15 protein-coding genes are annotated in these 17,133 nt (G+C 28.7%); 12 read left to right on the forward strand and 3 right to left on the reverse strand.

The window, feature by feature from the left end:
- Nucleotides 1–92 precede the first annotated feature (92 nt).
- The 3 genes from LQE93_RS12770 (at nt 93) to LQE93_RS12780 (ending at nt 3,861) form a co-directional block, all read left to right on the forward strand.
- Nucleotides 93–803, forward strand: coding sequence for a hypothetical protein (locus LQE93_RS12770; RefSeq protein ID WP_231073918.1), 711 nt, complete (start codon nt 93–95; stop codon nt 801–803).
- A 156-nt stretch (nt 804–959) separates the two neighbouring features.
- Complete coding sequence (locus tag LQE93_RS12775; RefSeq protein ID WP_231073920.1) at nt 960–2,738, forward strand: M3 family oligoendopeptidase; 1,779 nt, start codon at nt 960–962, stop codon at nt 2,736–2,738.
- A 154-nt stretch (nt 2,739–2,892) separates the two neighbouring features.
- A complete protein-coding gene (locus tag LQE93_RS12780) occupies nt 2,893–3,861 on the forward strand; it encodes a YybS family protein (protein WP_231073921.1) in 969 nt (322 codons plus the stop codon).
- Between the two features lie 27 nt (nt 3,862–3,888).
- Here LQE93_RS12780 and LQE93_RS12785 read toward each other — a convergent pair whose 3' ends face one another.
- Together LQE93_RS12785 and LQE93_RS12790 are read right to left on the reverse strand one after the other, a co-directional pair.
- Nucleotides 3,889–4,353 carry a GNAT family N-acetyltransferase gene (locus tag LQE93_RS12785; protein WP_231073922.1) on the reverse strand — a complete coding sequence of 155 codons (465 nt, stop codon included), beginning with the start codon at nt 4,351–4,353 and terminating at the stop codon, nt 3,889–3,891.
- A gap of 120 nt (nt 4,354–4,473) precedes the next feature.
- Nucleotides 4,474–5,529, reverse strand: a complete 1,056-nt coding sequence (locus LQE93_RS12790; RefSeq protein ID WP_055263557.1) for a YeiH family protein — start codon at nt 5,527–5,529, stop codon at nt 4,474–4,476.
- Between the two features lie 248 nt (nt 5,530–5,777).
- Between LQE93_RS12790 and LQE93_RS12795 the strand changes: the two genes are divergently transcribed.
- The gene (locus LQE93_RS12795) at nt 5,778–6,980 is read left to right on the forward strand and encodes an acetate/propionate family kinase (protein ID WP_331000426.1); all 1,203 of its coding nucleotides are present in this window, start codon (nt 5,778–5,780) and stop codon (nt 6,978–6,980) included.
- 61 nt (nt 6,981–7,041) lie between these two features.
- Here the strand turns inward: LQE93_RS12795 and LQE93_RS12800 are convergent, their stop codons facing one another.
- Nucleotides 7,042–7,281: a hypothetical protein gene (locus tag LQE93_RS12800; RefSeq protein ID WP_055263391.1), complete on the reverse strand. Its 240-nt coding sequence runs from the start codon at nt 7,279–7,281 to the stop codon at nt 7,042–7,044.
- A 216-nt stretch (nt 7,282–7,497) separates the two neighbouring features.
- Between LQE93_RS12800 and LQE93_RS12805 the strand changes: the two genes are divergently transcribed.
- The 8 genes from LQE93_RS12805 to dpaL all read left to right on the forward strand — a co-directional run bounded on the left by LQE93_RS12805 (nt 7,498) and on the right by dpaL (nt 17,119).
- Nucleotides 7,498–8,640 carry an AI-2E family transporter gene (locus LQE93_RS12805; RefSeq protein WP_231073923.1) on the forward strand — a complete coding sequence of 381 codons (1,143 nt, stop codon included), beginning with the start codon at nt 7,498–7,500 and terminating at the stop codon, nt 8,638–8,640.
- A 207-nt stretch (nt 8,641–8,847) separates the two neighbouring features.
- Nucleotides 8,848–9,579, forward strand: a complete 732-nt coding sequence (locus tag LQE93_RS12810; RefSeq protein WP_055263395.1) for a hypothetical protein — start codon at nt 8,848–8,850, stop codon at nt 9,577–9,579.
- A 123-nt stretch (nt 9,580–9,702) separates the two neighbouring features.
- On the forward strand, nt 9,703–10,131 hold the full coding sequence (locus tag LQE93_RS12815; protein ID WP_055263397.1) for a DUF3783 domain-containing protein: 429 nt from the start codon (nt 9,703–9,705) through the stop codon (nt 10,129–10,131).
- Nucleotides 10,132–10,327: 196 nt separating this feature from the next.
- Nucleotides 10,328–12,094 (forward strand): sigma-54-dependent Fis family transcriptional regulator, encoded by a 1,767-nt coding sequence (locus LQE93_RS12820; protein ID WP_186837597.1) that lies wholly within the window; start codon nt 10,328–10,330, stop codon nt 12,092–12,094.
- 242 nt (nt 12,095–12,336) lie between these two features.
- A complete protein-coding gene (locus tag LQE93_RS12825) occupies nt 12,337–13,539 on the forward strand; it encodes a YgeY family selenium metabolism-linked hydrolase (RefSeq protein WP_055263401.1) in 1,203 nt (400 codons plus the stop codon).
- A 52-nt stretch (nt 13,540–13,591) separates the two neighbouring features.
- A complete protein-coding gene (gene ygeW, locus LQE93_RS12830; RefSeq protein WP_231073925.1) occupies nt 13,592–14,785 on the forward strand; it encodes a knotted carbamoyltransferase YgeW in 1,194 nt (397 codons plus the stop codon).
- A 164-nt stretch (nt 14,786–14,949) separates the two neighbouring features.
- Entirely contained in the window at nt 14,950–15,882 is a 933-nt protein-coding gene (gene arcC, locus LQE93_RS12835) for a carbamate kinase (protein ID WP_186839097.1), read from the forward strand.
- Between the two features lie 22 nt (nt 15,883–15,904).
- Nucleotides 15,905–17,119: a diaminopropionate ammonia-lyase gene (gene dpaL / locus LQE93_RS12840; RefSeq protein WP_055263407.1), complete on the forward strand. Its 1,215-nt coding sequence runs from the start codon at nt 15,905–15,907 to the stop codon at nt 17,117–17,119.
- Nucleotides 17,120–17,133: the final 14 nt, after the last annotated feature.

Below are 17,133 nucleotides of genomic sequence, written 5' to 3' on the forward strand. Positions count from 1 at the left end.
ACTAAAATTTCATATTTTACTTTTGATGAAAATTGTTATATTATATTGAATCAGGTGTTTTATACATAATAAACAATAAGGAGAGGAAAAATTTGAAAGGTAAAAAAATAAATTATCAGAAGATATTTAATTATTTCGTACTTATTTCGCTTATTTTAACAATTATATTTTTAGTATGGGCTATGATTGTAGCTCCATCAGTAATGAACCCAAGTGATCCATTTGCAAGAACAAAAAATGATTATGTACTTATTTTATCTCAATGTATTTTAGGTGTTGTTGCAATGTTTTTACCAGGGGTATTTGAACGTAAATTTAAAATAGAAATACCTTCAAATATGCTAATTCTTTATACAATATTCTTATATTGTGCAATATATTTAGGAGAAGTAAAGAGTTTTTATTATAATGTACCACATTGGGATACTATACTGCATACTTTTAGTGGAGCTATGCTAGGTGCATTAGGATTTTCTTTTGTAACTTTATTAAATAAAACAGAAACAGTACCTATTAATTTAAGTCCATTATTTGTTGTTATATTTTCATTCTGCTTTGCAGTAACTCTTGGAGTGTTTTGGGAAATATATGAGTTTACTTTTGATGGTCTTTTAGGATTAAATATGCAAAAATTTGCACTAGAAGGTGGAGTAGATTTACTTGGAAGAGCAGCTTTAGTTGATACTATGAAAGATTTAATAGTTGACTGCTTAGGTGCATTAATTATGTCAATAATAGGTTATATATCACTTATTTATGAAAAAGGTTGGATAGAAAAGCTACAATTAAAGAAAAAAAGATAAATTTTAGGAGGATGTTTTTGGACATCCTCTTTTTTGATAGATAATTTATCGTAATTATTTCAAAATATGGATTTTTGTAGTTTAAATGATATAATATACCTAATAAGTAGAAATAGAATGCTGCTTATGAAATTTAAAAAGATTGGGGAGAAAAATATGGAATTAAAATGGAGTTTAGAAGAAATATATAAATCATTTGATTCTGATGAGTTTAAAAGAGATTTAGAAAAGGTAGATAATTTAATTACAAACTTTAATTATTGGACAAATGAAACAGTAAAAAATAATGAAAATGAAGTAGAAAAACTTGAAGAGTATATTGATTTTTATACTAATTTAGAAAATATAACAAATAGACTAGGTGCATTTATTCATTTAACTATTAGTGCAGATACAACAAATGGTGTGGCATTAAAATATTCAGATATTTTAGACGATAAATTAACTAATATAGTTGAAGCAGAAACAAAATTAAATAAATGGATAAGTACATTAAAAAATCTAGATGAAGCTATTGAATCTTCAGAAAAATTGAAAGAACATAAATTTATTTTAACAAGTATTGTTGAAAAATCTAAATATCTTTTATCTGATAAAGAAGAGAGTATAATTGCTAATATGCAAAATACAGGATCAACTGCATGGTTAAAGTTAAAAAACAATTTAATTTCAAATCATAAAGTGAATATTGAAGAGGATGGACAAATGAAGGAGTTACCTCTTACAGTAGTTTTAAATATGGCTTATGACAATAATAAAGATGTAAGAAAGAAGGCATATTTAGCTGAAATTGAGTCATATAAAAAGATTGAAGAAGGTGTAGCAGCAGCATTAAATGCAATAAAAGGTGAAGTATTAACTATATGTAAGTTTAGGGGATATGAGTCTCCATTAGAGCAAACACTTGTAAATTCAAGAATGGATAAAGAATCTTTAGATGCAATGCTTTCAGCTATGAGAGAAGCGATGCCTACCTTTAGAAAATATTTAAGAAGAAAAGCTGAAATATTAGGATATAATAATGGATTACCATTTTATGAAATGTATGCTCCAATAATAGAGAAAGATATGGAATTTTCATATGAAGAAGGAGCTAAGTTTGTAGAAAAGAACTTTAGAACATTTAGCGATAACCTTGCAAATTTTGCAAAGAAAGCAGTTGATAATAGCTGGATAGATGTATATCCTAGAGAAGGTAAGGTGGGAGGAGCATTTTGTTCAAACCTTCACTTTATAGGAGAAAGTAGATTCTTATTAAACTATGGAAATACGTTTAGTGATGTTGTAACTATGGCTCATGAATTAGGACATGGATTCCATGGAGAGTGTTTAAAAAATGAAAGTGCTTTAAACTCTAACTATCCAATGCCAATTGCAGAAACAGCATCAACTTTCTGTGAAACTATTATTAAAAAAGCAGCGATAAAGGAAGCTGATAAAGAAGAGGCTCTATCAATATTAGAAAGTGAAATAAGTGATTCAACACAAGTTATAGTAGATATATATTCAAGATTTTTATTTGAATCTTGGCTTTTTGAAAAGAGAAAAGAAAGTGCGCTTTCTGTAGATGAGATAAAAGAGCTTATGATTAAAGCACAAAAAGAAGCTTATGGAGATGGATTAGATCCAGAATATTTACATCCATATATGTGGACTTGGAAGCCTCATTATTATTATGTAGATAGCAATTTCTATAACTTCCCTTATGCATTTGGATTATTATTTGCTAAAGGGCTATATGCAGAATATATTAAGAGGGGAGATTCATTCCCTAAAGATTACGAAAATTTACTTTCAATAACAGGGAAAAATAAGATTGCTGATGTAACAAAGGTTATGGGAATAGATATTCATGATAAAGATTTCTGGAGAAGTTCTTTAAAGACAATAGAAGAAGATATTGAAAAGTTTATAGAACTAAGCAAAGAGTTATAATAATATTATTAATGAAGGAGTTGCTATTAGCAGCTCTTTCATTTCGAAAATGAGAAGAGATGTTTAGCACTTTATTTATATTAGCTATTAACTTTTAATTAAATAAGTATTATACTAAAAGTTATATAATTAAAAACAAATGAAGGTGAAAGATTTGAAAACAAAAAAATTAACCGAAGCAGCTATGCTATCTGCACTTTTTGTTGTAGTTAGTATAGTAGCAATTTCTACTGGACTTATGTACTCAATATATTTAGATATAATAGTACCTATTTTTATTTCAATTTTATATTTAAAAATAGGGTTTAAATATACAGTACTATCTTCTTTAACTTCTTTAATTATTGTAGCACTAGCTATAGGGGATGTTCCATCAGCGATATGGATGAGCCAAGGGATTATACTAGGTTTAATATGTGGATTTTTTGTATCTAAAAAAGGAGCAATATTAGACGATATATTGTGGTCATCAATTGGAGGATGTTTTGTAGTAATACTTGTAGATGTATATTTATCAACATTAACAGGATATAGTCTACTTAAAGATTTTGATTCAGTAGCTGTAATGTTTCCTTTAAATGAAGAAATAACAAAAATGGCTTTTTATATATTTGTTGCAACTATACCTGTAGGAACAGCTTTAGTGTCTTATGTTGGAGCATTATTTATAGGACATAAATTAAATATTTTAAATAAAGCTAGTAAAGAGAAATATAATATATTAAAAAACTTTAAAAAAATTGGAAGCTATTTATGTTGTTCTAAAAGAACGTATTTCATTTCAGTGACATATTTACTAATAGTAGAAATAATTAATAATACGAATTTTACAATTAATTCAACATATATAAAAACTGTAATTATGTCTGTAAGAGTCGTATTTATGTATTTTATTATTAAAGATTCCATTGGATTTATAAGAAAATATATTTATATTAGAAGCAAATCCCCAACTGTTGCTCAAGTGGTATCATTTGCAATATTATATCTATTAATTGTTAATATCTACATAACTACCATATTATTAATTATAGGAAGTGTTACAGTTAATTTTTTATTGAAAATAAGAGATAAAGAAATAAATATAGTTAATCAGTATTTAGAATTAGAAGGGCAAAAATAGTGAGAAAGTTAAAATAATAAGGCTTATTTATGTAAGCATTATATCTTTTTGCATTGAAATATCGCATCTTGAACAAACTTCATCATTATTTTTTTCAAATCCAAAAGATTCGTATAGTGGTAAAGCTTTTGTTAAAAGTGAATTTGTTTGAAGTGTCATTGTAGTATAACCTAAATTTTGAGCAGATTGCAATGCATTTTTTAGCAAAGTTTTTCCTAAATTTTTGCCTTGATATTCTTTATAAAGATACATCTTTCTAAGCTCACAAGTTGAGTCATTTATCTTGTAGACTCCAACTGAACCAATGATTTTATTATCATCTTCAATAACTTGAAACCATCCTTTATTATTAAAATAAAATTTTGTTATATCTGTAACGTCAAAATCAGCACCAGAAGGTTCTAAATTAAGGCCATATTCAGATAAAACAATATCTATAAGCGTTAAAACTTCTTTTTCATCACCTTTTCTTGCAAGTCTAAATTTAATCATAGCTTTTAGTAAAAGTTAATCTTTTACTTTTACCCCCTTTTAATTGATGTTATTATAATTATATAACAAATAACAAAAAATACCATAAATTAATATTAAAATTAATTTATGGTTAAAAATTTATAATAAAACACCTATTAATACAATAGCGCTTATTATTTGAATAAGAGCTATAAATACGCAATACATTGAAGCTTTAGGACCTTGTTGTATTAAATCTTTAAAATATACTCTCATACCTATTCCAGCTAAAGCAATAACTTCTATAAAATTATCTAATTCTTTTAACGTATGAGTAAGACTATGTGGAATTATATTTAATGAATATAAAGCACAAGTTATAAAGAATCCTATAATATACCATGGAATCTTTATTCTTGATTGATGATTATGACTATGTATTTCTTCTTCAACGGCTTCAACACCTTTAACAGTACTTTTCTTCTTTAAAGCTGCAAGTAAAAATACTACGACGACAAGAAATACAATTCTTACTATTTTAAAAATAGTAGCTTGTTCTTTTACTTGTTCACTTACCATTGAACCAGCAGCAACAACTTGCCCTACAGATTGTAGTATTCCACCTAAAAATGCTGATGTTCTAAAAGTTTCATTATTATATAAAAAAGAAGTTAAAAGTGGAAGTAATATCATAAGAACAGTCCCAGTTACATTAACCATAGTAATGGCAATACCTTTATCCCTACTATGTGCATTAATTACAGGAGCTGTTGAGGCTATTGCAGATGAACCGCATACAGCATTACCGCTAGCCATTAAAAGTACAAAGTCTTCTCCAAACTTTAGATATCTTCCAACCCAAATAGTTCCGAATAATGTCATTAGCATAAGCAAAATTATAAAGAGTATACCCCTGATACCTAAATCTAATAATTGACTAATATTTAATGTTCCACCTAATAAGACTACTGATATAGATAAAAGAGTTCCTTCAGAAAATTTAGTACCTTTGTTTAAATACTCTTTTCTACCAAAAGTGTTACCTACGATTATACCTATAATTATTGCAATTGTAGCTGCACCTAATGTTGGGAGAAAAAGTTTAGCTATTATTTTACTTACTATAGCTATTACAACACACACTAAAAATCCAGGAAGAATTTGAAGTGCATGTTTTATAAAACTATTTTGATTCTTGTTATTCTCGTTACTCATATTGAAAAAGTAAGGAATATTTAAAACCTTACAAATATTCACTTCCTCTCTAGTTAAATTTTTTATTAGCAATTTTATATATGGAATTAATACAATGATAGTTTATCCAAAATAATAAATAAAATAACGAAACAATTATCAGATTTTTTTGATAAAAAAGAATAATTAATTATTTTCAATTTTCAAGGATTTGTTGTATTATTAAAGTATGTTAAATTTATTAGCTTTACAGTTTGGAGGAAAGATAAGTGAAAACGTTAGTAATCAATTGTGGTAGTTCATCATTAAAGTATCAGTTAATTGATATGAGTACAGAAGAATCTATGGTTCAAGGGTTAGTTGAAAGAATTGGAATTGAAGGTTCTCAATTAACTCAAAAAGTTGAAGGTAGAGAAAAATATATAATAAAAGCTGAGATTAAAGATCATAAAGATGCTATTAAATTAGTTTTAGAAGCTTTAATCGATGAAAAGCATGGCGTAATAAAGTCAATGGATGAGATAGCAGCAGTTGGACACAGAGTAGTTCATGGGGGAGAAAAATATTCAGAATCAGTGGTATTAACGGAAGAAGTTTTAAAGTCAGTTGAAGAGTGTAATGCACTTGCACCGTTACACAACCCACCAAACATAATAGGAATACGAGCTTGTATGGAATTAATGCCAAATGTACCTATGGTAGGTGTATTTGATACAGCATTCCATCAAACTATGCCTAAGGAAGCATATATATGTCCTTTACCATATGAATTATATGAAAACTATGGAATAAGAAAATATGGATTCCACGGAACATCTCATAAGTATGTATCAAATAAAGTTGCTGAAGTTATGAATAAAGATATAAAAGATCTTAAGATAGTAACTTGTCACTTAGGCAATGGTTGTTCATTAGCAGCTGTAAAAGGTGGCAAATCAATAGATACTTCAATGGGATTCACACCACTTGCAGGAGTTATGATGGGAACTAGATCAGGTAGTATTGATCCATCTGTAATTGGATTTTTAATAAAAGAAAAAGGTTATACAATGCAAGAAGTTGATGATTTATTAAATAAAAAATCAGGTGTTCTTGGAATTTCAGGAATTTCTTCAGACTTCAGAGATGTAAGGGATGCAGCAGAGCAAGGAAATGAAAGAGCTAAGCTTGCTTTAGATGTATTCCATTATAAAGTAAGAGCTCAAATTGCATCATATGCTGGAGTTATGGGTGGTATTGATGTAATAGTATTTACCGCAGGAATAGGTGAAAACGCTTCATTAACTAGAAGAGAAAGCTTAAAAGGATTAGAATTCTTAGGATTTGAACTTGATAATGAAAGAAATGAAACAAGAGGAGAAATTCAAGAAATATCTACAGATGATTCAAGAGTTAAGGTTTATGTAATTCCTACTAACGAAGAATTAATGATTGCTAGAGATACAGTTAAATTAGTAGAAAATATTAAATAGTAAAGTAAAATATCCTCAGCGTGAATGCTGAGGATATTTTTGCTTTGTAAAAGTGCAGGACTTAATTAGAGGATTCTGTAAGGCTACTAAAATTTGAGTTATTATTATCACACCAAGCATTAGCAAATCCGCTACAACGAAAAACTTTGTTATAGTCTCCCCAAAAGCTACTTTGAGAAAACCCTCCACCACCGAATATTAAAAATATTGCTAGTACAGCAATCCAAGAATTTCCGAAGTCTAATGCACTATTACCATTGCACGAATTACAGGAGTTATTATTACAACAACTTCTTGACATGTATATCATCTCCTATCATTAGATTTTATACTATATAGTATTTAAAAAAGGTGATTTTGTTTAAATTATCCATATTATTTAAAAGTATTACAGCTTAATAATTAATAAAATGTTAAAATTACTGTATAAATGGACTGAAAAATATATTTATCTACCTAAATGGTGTATAATATCATTTAAATAAACTTAAGAATGTTAAGGGAGGATTATCAAACTTTGAAAAATTTTATTGGAGAAAAGTTTAAAGAGTATTGGGGATTAGTTACATATACAATTATTCTGGCTTATGTAATTTTTAATTTTAAAAATATTATTTCAGGTGGGAAAAATATAATAGGAATAATTTCACCGTTTATTATTGGAATAGCTATAGCATTTATATTAAATCTGGTTATGAGAATTTTTGAAGAGAGAGTATTTAAGTTTTTAGATAGTAAAAAGTATATAAAGTATTCTAGTCTTAAAAGACCATTATCAGTAGCTTTAACCTTTATAACTGTAGTTGCTGTAATTTGCGGATTAATAATCTTTATAATTCCACAGCTGATTGATAGTGTGTCTACTTTAACTGATACAGTACCTGGATATATAAAATCTTTTGAAGCTTTAATAGATAAATATGTAAGTAACACAGAAATCTTAAGTACACTATGGAATAACTTTTTATCAGCTTGGAAGGAAGTACTTCAATTTACAGGACAAATAGTTGTATCATCTTTATCAGGGGTAGTTAATATTACAGTAGGCTTTACTAGTGGATTAGTTAATTTTATACTTTCTTTAATTTTTTCAATTTATATGTTACTAAATAAAGAAAGATTACAATTAGGTATGAAAAAAGTTTTATATGCATTTAGTAAGAAGAATTTTGCAGATAAGGTGATGTATTTAGGAAGAGTAGCAAATGAATCTTTTTCTAGCTATATTGGTGGCCAATTTATAGAAGCTATTATTATAGGGGTACTATGCTTTATAGGAATGATTATATTAAATATGCCATATGCATTACTTATTAGTGTATTAGTAGCTGTAACGGCATTAATACCAATATTCGGAGCCTTTATAGGAACTATACCGTCTGCTTTTATAATTTTAATAATAGATCCAATGAAAACACTTTGGTTTGTAATATTTATAATTGTACTTCAACAAATTGAAGGTAATTTAATTTATCCAAGAGTAGTTGGAAGTTCAGTAGGATTACCACCTATATGGGTAATGTTAGCTATGCTTATTGGAGGTAATACCTTTGGTCTTTTAGGAATGTTATTAGGTATACCAACTTTCTCAGTAATATATAAGGTATCTAAAGAGTTTATAAATAAAAGATTAAATAATAAAAATATAATAGTGAATTAAAAGATGGAAGTTTTCATAATTATTAGGCTATTGCAGAAATTAATTGGATGCAATAGTCTTTTTTTAGATTTAAATTTAAGTTTTTATTAAAGGTTTACGTTTTTTATATTTGCTAGGTAAGGTATTGTTGTCATAATATAACATAATTTAATTAGAATAAATAAAGCAATTTGACAAACTATAAATAGAGAGAGGAGGAGGTGTAGCTTGTTAAAAAAAATTATTTGTAATACTATTATATTTTTTATGCTTATTACATTAACAGCCAATGCTACTACTATAATTGCTGTAATTGGTGAAAATAAAATAATGCTCGCAGCGGATACTAGACTTACAATTACAAAGAAGAATGGGGAAAAGATTCATGATGATACAGGAAAAAAACTATTTAAATTAAAGAATGGTGTAGGTGTAGCTTTTGCTGGAGATACAAATTCTATAAAAACTCTAAGAAGCGGTAAAGATATAATAACTAAATCAGTAAGTACAATAATAAATGATCTTAATAATTTAAGCTGTATTGAAGAACTTACAGTAGCAGATACTGCAGAGTTAATTGCAGAAAAATATGTTAATCTTTTAATAGATTATACAGGAGATATATTAGTAGTAGGTTTTGATAATGATGAGCCTGTTATTTATGGAATTAAGGCTGTAAAAGGTAGAGCTATATGGCAAGGAATTTCAGGAAAAGGAAGTTTTTGGGCTATTGGTTCAGGTAGTGAAATGATGGTAAATAAATTAAGAGAAAATGTTGGATGCGAAGAAGATAATAATATGGATTTATGTATGGATCACTTGAAAAATCTTAAAGATAGAGAGATATTATCTATAGTTAAAGAATCTTTGCAAGAAGTAATCGATGATTATGAAGAAAATTATAGAGAAGAGGAACGTAGTACAGGAGGAAAGGTTGAGACCCTTATAATTAAGCCTTAAATATTAATTAAAAGTTGATAAAAATATCTATCAGTTTGGATAGATATTTTTATTTTGATATTTATTATCAAATATGATAGAATTTCAATTAATATTTAATAAATTTAAGGTTGAGGTGAAATTATGTCTTTTGAGATACTTGATAAAAATAGTGATTTAGATAACGATGCAAGAAGTTGTGTGATTTTATGTAATTTTAATGGAAAAGAGCTTAAAGCAGTTAAGAATTATGCTAGTATTTTAGGGTTAAGAGATCAGATATGTTTATATTCAAAAAATGGAAATAGTATAATTAAAGATATATTAGAAGATAAAATAGATTCTAATTGTGAAGAAGGCAGAAAAGAGAAAGCTATAATATTTAATAATATATCGAATATGAAAATTAATATGTTTATAGATAATTTAAAGAAAATAAGAATAAATAATGTTCTTAAAGCGATAGTAACAGAGACATCAATTAATTGGACTTTAAATGAAGTAATAGTTAACCTTTTAAATGAAAGAGCTGCTATAAATAATGGAGATTTTTCAGATTTACATAAAAAATAATTATTTAGTTAAAGAAGTAATAAAACGATTATTACTTCTTTTTTATTTTGTTTATTGAATAAAATGGTAATAAAAGGTAAAATCATCTTATAAGACAAGTTTTGAGATTAATAATTTAATAATATATTAATATTTGTTAAGTAAAGAAAATATGCGGATAATAATAGAGTGAGAAGTTTATAGGAGGATAGAGTATATGAATTCTCTTTATCTAAAAAATATACAGGATTCAGTTATAAGATATGCTAAAGTTATTTCTAATATATTAAAAATTGATGTTGAGATAGTAGATAAAAGTTTAAATAGAATAGCTGGAACAGGGATTTTTGAAGATAGAATAAATGAAAATATAAAGAGAAGTGGTTTTGTATATAAAGAGACTATAAACAAAAAAAGAATTCATCTTATAGAAAATCCAGGAGAACATATACTTTGTAAAAAGTGTCCAGAAAAAGATAATTGTTTAGAGAAGATGGAGGTAAGTTTCCCAATAATATATGAAGAAAAAGTTATTGGAGTAATAGGGGTAGTATGTAGTACGGTAGAACAAAAAAGTAGACTGTTAAATGATTTAGGTACAATAATATCATTTATAGAACAAATATCAGAACTTATATCAGCGAAAGTATCTGAATATACTAAGGATATGCTTCAAATAAAGAGTTTAGATTTTTTTAAAGAGATAGTTAATTCTGTGAATGATGGGGTTATAGTTGTAAATTCTAATAATTCAATTAGTAGTATTAATAAAAAAGGTGCGAGTGAATTAAAATTGCAATCATCGGTAATAAATAAACGAATATCTATTGATGAAACTGATGATAAGTTTAATGATAATAATGTTTATCAAATAAAAATAGACGATATAAAATATGAGGTAGTTGGTAGATTAATCCAAGGATCATTAGATATAGATGAGTACAGTAAAATATTAATATTTAATAAACTTGTGAATATAAAAGAAGAAGCTGTAACTTTAACTTATGGTAATAATAAAACAGATATATCATGTATTGTTGGTGAATCTGATGCTATGAAGTCATTAAAGAAAAAAATTAAAAGCATAAGTAATTTAAAGTCAACAGTATTGATAACAGGGGAAAGTGGGACAGGCAAAGAACTAGTAGCTAGAGCGATACATGCAGAGGGAGAACGAAGAAATAAACCTTTTATAGCTATTAATTGTGGTGCAATACCAGAATCTTTATTAGAAAGTGAATTATTTGGATATGTAAAAGGTGCTTTTTCTGGAGCGAATGTAAATGGGCGTATAGGAAAATTTGAATTAGCTAATAGAGGAGTTATATTTTTAGACGAAATCGGAGATATGCCTCTATTTTTGCAAGTTAAGTTATTGAGAGTACTTCAAGAAAAAACAGTAGTAAGGGTTGGATCTAATAAACTTACATCACTAGATATTAGAATTGTTGCAGCAACGAATAAAGATTTAAAAGAGCTTGTTAGGAAAGGGAAATTTAGAGAGGATCTCTATTATAGATTGAATGTAATACCAATAGAAGTTCCAGCTTTAAGAGAACGAGGAAAGGATTTGGCTTTATTAGTAAATGTTTTAGTGGATAAATATAATAATCTACTTAATAAGTCTGTAAACAAAATTGATGATGAAGTATCAGAAATGTTTCGTAAATATAAGTGGCAAGGAAATGTGAGAGAGTTAGAGAATGTTGTTGAGTTTATGGTAAGCATTTCAGATGAAAGAGGTATTATAGATAAATCTATGTTGCCAGAATCTTTTATAGAAAATTATAAGGAGTTATTAAATGATAGTATAGATAGAAGTATAAATATTAAAGAAATAATACCATTAAAAGAGATTGAAAAGTTATATATAAAAAAAGCTATAGAGAAATATGGAAATACTACAGAAGGTAAAAAAATTGCAGCAAAAAAATTGGGAATTGGAATAGCTACGCTATATAGAAAAATGGATGGCTTAGAATAATTATCAAAATGATAAAATACTAACAAAGATATTAAAATTAAAGGATTAAGACAGATTATCAAAATGATAAGTAGTTATCATTTTGATAATTTTTTTAAATTTCAATATAAATAATTCTAGATAGAGGCTTTAAAAAACGTGAATAAATGGTGAAAAAAATTAAATTTTTATTTTTATATTTGGCATGAGTTTTGCTTTATTAATAATTGTAATAAAAAAATAAACTTTGTAGGAGGATTGTTATGGATTTCAATAAGATTAAAGAACGTGCTAAGAGTTACGAAAGTAAGATGACAAGATTTTTAAGAGACTTAATAGCTATACCAGGAGAAAGTTCTGAAGAGGAAGGTGTTATTAAAAGAATAGCAGAAGAAATGAGAAGTTTAGAATTTGATAAAGTTGAAATAGATAAAATGGGTAATGTATTAGGATATATGGGAACAGGTAAAACTTTAATAGCCTATGATGCTCATATTGATACAGTTGGACTTGGGGAATTAAGCAATTGGACGTTTGATCCTTATGAAGGATATGAAACAGAAAGTGAAATAGGTGGACGTGGAGCATCAGACCAATTAGGAGGGATAGTTTCTGCAACATATGGAGCTAAAATAATGAAAGATTTAGGGCTTTTATCAGATAAATATACTGTACTAGTAACTGGAACAGTTCAAGAAGAAGATTGTGACGGACTTTGTTGGCAATATATATATAACGAATCTGAAATAAAACCAGAATTTGTTGTAATTACAGAACCAACTAACGGAAATATTTATAGAGGACAACGTGGACGTATGGAGATAAGAGTAGAAGTTAAAGGTGTATCATGCCATGGTTCTGCTCCAGAAAGAGGAGATAATGCTATTTATAAAATGGCTGATATACTTCAAGAAATAAGAGTATTAAATGATAACTTACATTATGACCCATTCTTAGGAAAAGGAACAATAACAGTTTCACAAATATTCTATAATTCACCATCACGTTGTGCAGTAGCTGATATGTGTGCAATTTCATTAGACAGACGTTTAACAGATGGAGAAACTTATGAAATGGCTTTAGAAGAAGTAAGAAATTTACCTTTTGCTAAGAAATATAATGCAGAAGTTACTATGTATAAATATGAAAGACCAAGCTGGACAGGCCTTATTTATCCAACAGATTGCTACTTCCCAACATGGGTAATTCCAGAAGAAGCACCAGCAACACAAGCTATGGTTAAAGCATATGAAGGAATGTACGGAACACCTAAAGTTGATAAATGGACATTCTCTACTAATGGAGTTTCTATAATGGGTAGATATGGAATACCTTGTATAGGGTTTGGACCAGGTAAAGAGGAAGAAGCCCATGCGCCAAATGAAAAGACTTGGAAAGCTGATTTAGTTAAATGTGCGGCAGTTTATGCAGCAGTTCCAACTTTATATTGTGAAGATAAAGAATAATTAAAATATTTAAATTTATATATAAGAAGTGAGAGAAAAGGAGAATACGAATATGGCGTTAATGGATAAGTATATAGAAAAATTAAATGGATTAGATTTGAAGGAAATGTATAACAATGATTTTTTCTTAACATGGGAAAAGTCAGATGACGAAATTCAAGGGGTATTTACTATAGCAGAAGCTCTTAGAGAATTAAGAAAGAATAATATTTCATCTAAAATATTTGATTCAGGTTTAGGAATATCTTTATTTAGAGATAATTCTACAAGAACTAGATTTAGCTTTGCTTCAGCTTGTAATCTTTTAGGTTTAGAGGTTCAAGATTTAGATGAAGGTAAATCTCAAATAGCGCATGGTGAGACTGTAAGAGAAACAGCAAACATGATTTCATTTATGGCTGATGTTATAGGTATACGTGATGATATGTATATTGGAAAAGGTAATACCTATATGAGAAATGTATCTGAAGCAGTTCAAGAAGGATATAGGAATGGAGTTCTTGAACAAAGACCAACACTTGTAAATTTGCAATGTGATATTGATCATCCAACTCAGGCTATGGCAGATGCACTTCATTTAATAAATGAATTTGGGGGAGTTGAAAACTTAAAAGGTAAAAAAGTTGCAATGACATGGGCTTATTCACCATCATATGGTAAGCCATTATCAGTACCACAAGGTATTATAGGTTTATTAACTAGATTTGGTATGGATGTTGTACTTGCTCATCCAGAAGGTTATGAGGTTATGGGTGATGTTGAAGAAGTAGCTAGAAGAAACGCTGAAAAGTCAGGTGGATCATTTACTAAAACTAATTCTATGGAAGAAGCATTTAAGGATGCAGATATAGTATATCCTAAGAGCTGGGCACCGTTTGTTGCAATGGAAAAACGTACAGACTTATATGGGAAAGGTGATTTAGAGGGAATTAAGGAGTTAGAAAAAGAATTATTAGCACATAATGCTAATCACAAAGATTGGGAATGTACTGAAGAAATGATGAAATTAACTAAGGATGGTTCAGCACTTTATTTACACTGCTTACCAGCCGATATTACTGGAGTAAGCTGTGAAGCTGGTGAAGTAGAAGATTCAGTATTTGATAGATATAGAGATTCTTTATATAAAGAAGCTAGCTTTAAACCATATATCATAGCTGCAATGATATTTTTAAGCAAGGTTAAAAATCCTCAAGAGATTTTAGCTAAATTAGAAAATGATAATAAAGCTAGAAAATTAAAATAGTATATTATAGAATAGTTAAGGATGAAATTTTATTAAATTAAAAGGTAGTGAATAGCATCTGTATTAAAAGAAAAGATAATATTAATTGAAGGTAAATTTTCAATAGTGGCTAAGCTACCTTTTTAATTATTTATAGTATTAAGTTACGGTTTTGAAAGGAGAAAATTATGAGCAAAGTAGTTATTGCTTTAGGAGGAAACGCTTTAGGAAATAATTTGGAGGAGCAAATGGTAGCTGTAAGATCTACAGCTAAAGCAATTATAGATTTAATTGAAGATGGGAATGAAGTTATAGTTTCTCATGGAAACGGGCCTCAAGTTGGTATGATAAATTTGGCTATGACAGAACTTGGTAAAAATTATCCTAAGTATTCATTGTGTCCAATGTCTGTTTGTGTTGCAATGAGTCAAGGATATATAGGATATGATCTTCAAAATGCCTTAAGAGAAGAACTTCTAGAAAGAGGTATAAATAAAAGTGTATCTACAATAATAACTCAGGTTGAAGTAGATAAAAATGATGCTGCATTTACTAATCCAACAAAACCAATTGGCGGATTTATGACTAAAGAAGAAGCAGATTTAATGGTCCAAAAAGGTGAAAATGTAATAGAGGATGCTGGTAGGGGATATAGAAGAGTCGTAGCTTCACCAAAACCTAAGAGCATAGTAGAAATTGAAACTATAAAAACTTTAGCAGATGCTGGGCACGTGGTAGTTGCTTGTGGTGGTGGAGGAATTCCAGTTATAAAGAAAGATGGTAAATTAAAAGGTGTTGATGCTGTAATAGATAAGGATTTTGCAAGTTGTGAATTAGCTAAGGAATTAGATGCTGATTGCCTTATTATATTAACTGCGGTAGAAAAAGCAGCTATAAATTACGGGAAAGAAAATCAAAAATGGCTTGATGATGTAAAGGTTGAAGAAATGAAAATGTACGTAGAAGAAGGGCAATTTGCTCCTGGATCAATGAAGCCTAAGGTTGAGGCTGCCATAGAATTTGCAGAATCAAAAGAAGGCCGTTATGCGTTAATAACACTATTAGAAAGAGCTAAGGATGGAATAGCTGGTAAAACAGGAACAAGAATAAGCAAATAGAGTATAAAAGGGGAATGGGGAAATGAGGGGAAAAATAAAATGGAAGGTAAATACTTTACCTCATAATAAAGAAGAAATAGATTTAGAATTTTTATCTGAAAAAGAAATAAGGAAAGCTAGAGAGTTTCATTCTAGTTTTCCACAATATAAGGAAACACCACTTGTTGCATTAGATAAGCTTAGTGAATATTTAGGTTTAGGTGGAATTTATATAAAAGATGAGTCATATAGATTTGGACTTAATGCATTTAAGGTTCTTGGAGGCTCTTTTGCTATGGCTCAATATATGGCTCAAAGATTAGGTAAAGATATATCAGAACTTCCATATGAAAAGCTTATTTCAGATGAAGTTAGAAAGGAATTAGGAGATATAACTTTTGTAACTGCTACTGATGGGAATCATGGAAGAGGTGTAGCTTGGACAGCAAATAAATTAAGACAAAAGTCCGTAGTTTATATGCCTAAAGGCTCTTCTTTAACTAGATTAGAGAATATTAGAAAAGAAGGTGCTGATGCTTCTATAACAGATATGAATTATGATGAAGCTGTTAGGCTTGCTGCAAAGTACGCAGATGAGCATAATGGTGTAGTTATTCAAGATACTGCCTGGGATGGATATGAGGATATTCCAGCGTGGATTATGGAAGGCTACGGGACTATGGGGCTTGAAGCATTAAATCAATTAAGAAGCTATGGAGTAGAAAGGCCAACACATATATTTCTACAAGCAGGTGTTGGATCATTAGCTGGTGGAATTCAAGGATTCTTTGCATCTATATTTGGAGATGATTGTCCAAAAACTACAATAGTTGAAGCTAGTGAAGCAGCTTGTCTTTATAAATCAGCAGTAGCTAATGATGGAAATCTTAGGGTAGTAGATGGAGATATGCCAACTATTATGGCAGGTCTTGCTTGTGGAGAAGGAAATACAATAGGGTGGAAGGTTCTTAAGAACTATTCAAAGCTATTCGTTTCTTGTCCTGACTATGTTGCAGCAAATGGAATGAGAATTCTTGGTAATCCAATGAAAGGTGATACTAAAGTAGTTTCTGGAGAATCAGGAGCAGTAACTTTAGGGCTTATATATGAAATCATGACTAATACTGAATACAAAGAATTAAAAGATACTTTAGGGTTAGACGAAAACTCAAAAATATTATTGTTTAGTACAGAAGGAGATACAGACCCAGATAAGTATAAGAAGATTGTTTGGGAAGGCGAATACGGAAAAGAATAAAGTTAGGAGATAGT

The sequence above is a fragment of the Clostridium sp. NSJ-145 genome, assembly GCF_021044725.1.
GTDB classification, from domain to species: Bacteria; Bacillota; Clostridia; order Clostridiales; family Clostridiaceae; genus Clostridium; species Clostridium disporicum_B.

Excerpts from the sequence above, each read along its gene's own strand:
- LQE93_RS12785 (WP_231073922.1), bottom strand. The coding sequence starts at position 4,353 with ATGATTAAATTTAGACTTGCAAGAAAAGGTGATGAAAAAGAAGTTTTA.
- ygeW (WP_231073925.1), top strand. The coding sequence starts at position 13,592 with ATGGCGTTAATGGATAAGTATATAGAAAAATTAAATGGATTAGATTTG.
- LQE93_RS12775 (WP_231073920.1), top strand. The coding sequence starts at position 960 with ATGGAATTAAAATGGAGTTTAGAAGAAATATATAAATCATTTGATTCT.
- LQE93_RS12815 (WP_055263397.1), top strand. The coding sequence starts at position 9,703 with ATGTCTTTTGAGATACTTGATAAAAATAGTGATTTAGATAACGATGCA.
- dpaL (WP_055263407.1), top strand. The coding sequence starts at position 15,905 with ATGAGGGGAAAAATAAAATGGAAGGTAAATACTTTACCTCATAATAAA.
- LQE93_RS12820 (WP_186837597.1), top strand. The coding sequence starts at position 10,328 with ATGAATTCTCTTTATCTAAAAAATATACAGGATTCAGTTATAAGATAT.
- LQE93_RS12825 (WP_055263401.1), top strand. The coding sequence starts at position 12,337 with ATGGATTTCAATAAGATTAAAGAACGTGCTAAGAGTTACGAAAGTAAG.
- LQE93_RS12800 (WP_055263391.1), bottom strand. The coding sequence starts at position 7,281 with ATGTCAAGAAGTTGTTGTAATAATAACTCCTGTAATTCGTGCAATGGT.
- LQE93_RS12790 (WP_055263557.1), bottom strand. The coding sequence starts at position 5,529 with ATGAGTAACGAGAATAACAAGAATCAAAATAGTTTTATAAAACATGCA.